3 protein-coding genes are annotated in these 4,817 nt (G+C 66.1%); 2 read left to right on the plus strand and 1 reads right to left on the minus strand.

The window, feature by feature from the left end:
* Positions 1–432 precede the first annotated feature (432 nt).
* On the minus strand, positions 433–1,089 hold the full coding sequence (locus Q7V45_RS01995) for a glutathione S-transferase family protein (RefSeq protein ID WP_304846131.1): 657 nt from the start codon (positions 1,087–1,089) through the stop codon (positions 433–435).
* Between the two features lie 82 nt (positions 1,090–1,171).
* On the opposite strand from Q7V45_RS01995, the gene Q7V45_RS02000 reads away from it, so the two are divergent.
* On the plus strand, positions 1,172–2,380 hold the full coding sequence (locus tag Q7V45_RS02000) for a polyhydroxyalkanoate depolymerase (protein WP_304846134.1): 1,209 nt from the start codon (positions 1,172–1,174) through the stop codon (positions 2,378–2,380).
* 41 nt (positions 2,381–2,421) lie between these two features.
* On the plus strand, positions 2,422–4,578 hold the full coding sequence (gene scpA, locus Q7V45_RS02005) for a methylmalonyl-CoA mutase (RefSeq protein WP_304846137.1): 2,157 nt from the start codon (positions 2,422–2,424) through the stop codon (positions 4,576–4,578).
* Positions 4,579–4,817 lie beyond the last annotated feature (239 nt).

Below are 4,817 nucleotides of genomic sequence, written 5' to 3' on the forward strand. Positions count from 1 at the left end.
TGATCCACCCCCCCGTCGTCTCGACCGGAGCCTCGCGATGCGAGGCGTAGCGGAGAGACCTACTCTCGCCGAATTGCCGGCCTTTGGTGGAGAGATGGTCTCTCCGATACGCGCCTTCGGCGCCCCGGTCGAGACGACGGATAATCAAAACTCGACGTGCTGTCCCTCAACTCCGACGGCTCCCTGATCAACAAGGCCACCGCCGGCAAATGGGGCCTCCGCGTCGGCCGCGTCGTGCTGGAACTCCGCCGCGCGCCGGGGAGTTAGAAGCGGCCTGAGATATATCCGTCGTCCTGAGCGGAGCCGCCCGCAGGGCGGCGCAGTCGAAGGACCTCTTTTCCGACGCACAGCGTGTCGAAGCGAAAAGAGGTCCTTCGACTACGCGCCTTCGGCGCTCCGCTCAGGACGACGGTGATAGTTGGGGCGGCGAGCCTAAAACTCGACGTCCAACTCTTCGACATCCTCGTGTTCGGCCTTGGCGGCCGCGGTCCATTCCATCATCGCGGGGAAGCGCAGCATGAGGTCGCGATAGCCGGCCGAGGCCGGGTCGAGCTTCACGTTGTAGGTCTGGAAGCGGGTGCAGACCGGGGCGTACATGGCGTCGGCCATGGTCGGGGTCTTCCCGAACAGGTAGGGCCCGCCGTATTTCTGCAGGCAGTCCCGCCAGATCGCGGTCACCCGCTCGATGTCGGCCTGGGCGCCGCCCCACACCTTGAAGGTCTCGTGACGGACCTTGAGGTTCATCGGCAGGGCCGAGCGCAGGTTGGCGAAGCCCGAATGCATCTCGCCGCAGATCGCCCGGCAATGGGCGCGCGCCGCCGGATCCTTGGGCAGCAGGCCGGCATCCGGCTGGATCTCGTTGAGGTATTCGGCGATGGCCAGCGTGTCCCAGACCTTGACCGTGCCGTGCTCCAGCGAGGGCACGAGGAAGGAGGGGGAGAGCAGGAGCAGCTCGGCGCGGGTGGATGGATCGTCCCACGGCGCGACCTTCTCGTCGAAATCCAGCCCGGCCATCCGGCACAGGAGAAAACCTCTCAGTGACCAAGAGGAATAGTTCTTGCTACTGATGGTGAGCGAGGCCTCGGCCATGGACTCCACCCCTCCCGGTTGGTGGTTGTCTGTATCTTAGGTGCCCTCGTAGATGCAAATACCGAGCCGGTCGCCCCCCCCCATGCTTTATGCGATGTATCAGACCGCCGCCGACATGATGCTCCCGGTCCGCCTGTGGGCGACGGCGGCAGGCCACACGCTTGCCAGCGGGGGAACGTCGCTCGACAGCTGGCGGGCGGCCAGTGCGCTGTGCGAGATGACGACGCGGGCCACGCTCAGCCATCGCCGGCCGTCCTTCGGCATCACCGAGGTGCCCTACGGCAACCAGACGGTGGCGGTGCGCGAGGAAGAGGTCTTCGCCACGCCGTTCGGCACCCTGCTGCGTTTCGCCAAGGTGGGCGTCGCGCCGCAGCCCAAGGTCCTGCTGGTCGCGCCTCTTTCAGGGCATTTCGCGACGCTTCTGCGCGATACCGTGCGGGTTCTGCTGCCCGACCATGACGTCCACATCACCGACTGGGCCAATGCCCGCGATGTCGGCATCTGGAACGGGCGCTTCGGCTTCGACGAATATGTCGAGCACCTGATCAGGTTCCTCGAGGTGATGGGCCCCGGCGCCCATGTGATCGCGGTCTGCCAGCCCTGCGTCCAGACGCTGGCGGCGGTGGCGATCATGGCCGAGGACGACAATCCGGCGCAGCCGGCCAGCATGACCCTGATGGCCGGCCCGATCGACACCCGCGTCAGCCCGACCAAGGTCAACGAGCTGGCGATGGGCAAGCCGATGAGCTGGTTCGAGCAGAACCTGATCCACCGGGTGCCGATGCGCTATGCCGGCGCCACCCGGCGGGTCTATCCCGGCTTCATCCAGCTCACCGCCTTCATGAGCATGAATGCCGAGCGCCACATCAAGGCGCAGGCCGATCTCTACCGGCACCTGGCCAAGGGCGAGACCGAGCAGGCCAAGACCATCAAGGACTTCTACGACGAGTATTTCGCCGTGCTCGACCTGACGGCGGAGTTCTACCTGGAGACCGTCCAGTGGGTGTTCCAGGAGCACCGGCTGCCCCGGGGCGAGCTCGACTGGAAGGGCCGGCGGGTGAACCCCAAGGCGATCCGCCGCACCGCTTTGTTCACCATCGAGGGCGAGCGCGACGATATCTGCGCGCTGGGCCAGACCGTGGCGGCCCACGATCTCTGTTCCAGCCTGCGGCCCTATCGCAAGAAGCACTACATGCAGGCCGGCGTCGGCCATTACCGCGTGTTCAGCGGCCGCCGCTGGGCGAACCAGATCTATCCCCTAGTGCGAAACACGATTCTGGCGAACGAATAGCGGGTCTTTTGGGGGCCGGAAATCCGCAGTACATTGCGGGCATGGCCGATTTTCCGAAGAAGACCCTCGCCGACTGGGAAAAACTCGCAGCGAAGGAGCTGCGCGACCGCCCGCTCGATGACCTGACCTGGATGACCCCCGAGGGCATCCCGGTGAAGCCGCTCTACACGGCCGCCGACCTCGAGCAGATCGAGACGGTGGGCTCGCTGCCCGGGTTCCCGCCCTTCACGCGCGGGCCGAAGGCCACGATGTACACGGGACGTCCCTGGACGGTCCGCCAGTATGCCGGCTTCTCGACCGCCGAAGAGAGCAACAAGTTCTATCGCGCCAATCTCGCGGCCGGCCAGATGGGCCTGTCGGTGGCGTTCGATCTCGCCACCCATCGCGGCTACGATTCCGATCATCCGCGCGTCGTGGGCGACGTCGGCAAGGCCGGCGTGGCGATCGATTCGGTCGAGGACATGAAGATCCTGTTCGACGGCATCCCGCTCGACAAGATGAGCGTGTCGATGACGATGAACGGCGCCGTGCTGCCGGTGCTGGCCGGCTACATCGTCGCCGCCGAGGAGCAGGGCGTGCCGCAGGACAAGCTGGCGGGCACGATCCAGAACGACATCCTCAAGGAGTTCATGGTCCGCAACACCTACATCTATCCGCCCGGACCCTCGATGCGCATCGTGGCCGACATCATCGAGCACACCGCGCTCTACATGCCGAAGTTCAATTCGATCTCGATCTCCGGCTATCACATGCAGGAGGCGGGCTCGACGCTCGTTCAGGAGTTGGCCTTCACGCTCGCGGATGGGCTCGAATATGTCCGCGCCGCCAAGGCCAAGGGGCTCGACATCGACGCCTTCGCACCGCGCCTCTCCTTCTTCTTCTGCATCGGCATGAACTTCTTCATGGAGGCGGCCAAGCTGCGCGCCGCGCGCTTCCTGTGGGCCGAGCTGGTCAAGCCGTTCGAGCCCAAGAAGGTCGACTCGCTGTCGCTGCGCACCCATTGCCAGACCTCGGGCGTCTCGCTCACCGAGAAGGACCCGTACAACAACGTGATCCGCACCGCCTACGAGGCGATGGCCGCGGTGCTGGGCGGCACCCAGTCGCTGCACACCAATTCGTTCGACGAGGCGATCGCGCTGCCGACGCCGACCTCGGCCCGCATCGCGCGCAACACCCAGCTGATCCTCCAGCACGAGACCGGTGTCACCAAGGTCATCGATCCGCTGGCCGGCAGCTATTACGTCGAATCGCTGACCGCCAGCCTGGTCGCCGAGGCGCGCAAGCTGATCGAGGAGGTCGAGGCACTGGGCGGCATGACCAAGGCCGTCGAGGCCGGCATGCCGAAGCTGCGCATCGAGGAAGCCTCGGCGCGCCGCCAGGCCCGCATCGACCGCGGCGAGGAAATCGTCGTGGGCGTGAACAAGTTCCAGCTCAAGGAGGAGTCGGCGATCGACATCCTCGACATCGACAACGACGTCGTGCGCGAGGCCCAGCTCAAGCGCCTGCACACGATCCGTACGACCCGCGACGAAGCCAAGTGCGTCGAAGCCCTCAAGGCGCTGGGCGAGGCCGCGCGCAACGGCACCGGCAACCTGCTGGGCCTCTCTATCGAGGCGACGCGCGCGCGCGCCACCGTGGGCGAGATCTCCTCGGCGCTGGAAGGCGTCTACGGCCGCTACCAGGCCACCATCCGCTCGATCGCCGGCGTCTATGCCGGCGAGTGGGAAGGCGACACCGGCCTCGACCGCATCCGCACCGACATCGCCGCCTTCGCCGAGGAGGAGGGCCGCCGGCCGCGTCTCATGGTCGTCAAGATGGGCCAGGACGGCCACGATCGCGGCGCCAAGGTGATCGCCACGGCGTTCGCCGACTTAGGCTTCGACGTCGATGTCGGCCCGCTGTTCCAGACGCCCGAGGAAGCCGCCCGCGCCGCCATCGAGAACGACGTGCACGTGATCGGCATCTCGAGCCAGGCGGCCGGGCACAAGACCCTGGTGCCGCAGCTCATCGAGGAACTCGCGAAGCAGAACGCGTCGGAGATCATGGTCGTGGTGGGCGGCGTCATTCCCGCCCAGGATTACGACTTCCTGAGGAAGGCGGGCGTCGCGGCGATCTACGGGCCGGGCACCAACATCCCGGCCGCCGCCGCGGAAATCCTGTCGATCCTGCGCCAGCGAAACCAGAAGCGCGCGGCCTGAGTCTCCTCATTCAAACTCCTCTCCCCCGATAGGGGGAGAGGTTGGGTGAGGGGGCGACGCACCTCTTGTAACCCCCTCACCTAGCCTCTCCCCCTAGCGGGCTATCGGATTCACACATCTCATAGTCCGAGGGAGGCGCCGTATTTGATGGCGCGAAACTGATCGAGGCCGATGCGCATGACCTTCGGCCCTGGCTTGCCGTAGTAGCCGGTCCATCCTCCGAGTCTGGCAATGACCCA

Source organism: Reyranella sp. (genome assembly GCF_030651995.1).
In the GTDB taxonomy this organism is placed as follows: Bacteria; Pseudomonadota; Alphaproteobacteria; order Reyranellales; family Reyranellaceae; genus Reyranella.

Excerpts from the sequence above, each read along its gene's own strand:
- scpA (WP_304846137.1), top strand. The coding sequence starts at position 2,422 with ATGGCCGATTTTCCGAAGAAGACCCTCGCCGACTGGGAAAAACTCGCA.
- Q7V45_RS02000 (WP_304846134.1), top strand. The coding sequence starts at position 1,172 with ATGCTTTATGCGATGTATCAGACCGCCGCCGACATGATGCTCCCGGTC.
- Q7V45_RS01995 (WP_304846131.1), bottom strand. The coding sequence starts at position 1,089 with ATGGCCGAGGCCTCGCTCACCATCAGTAGCAAGAACTATTCCTCTTGG.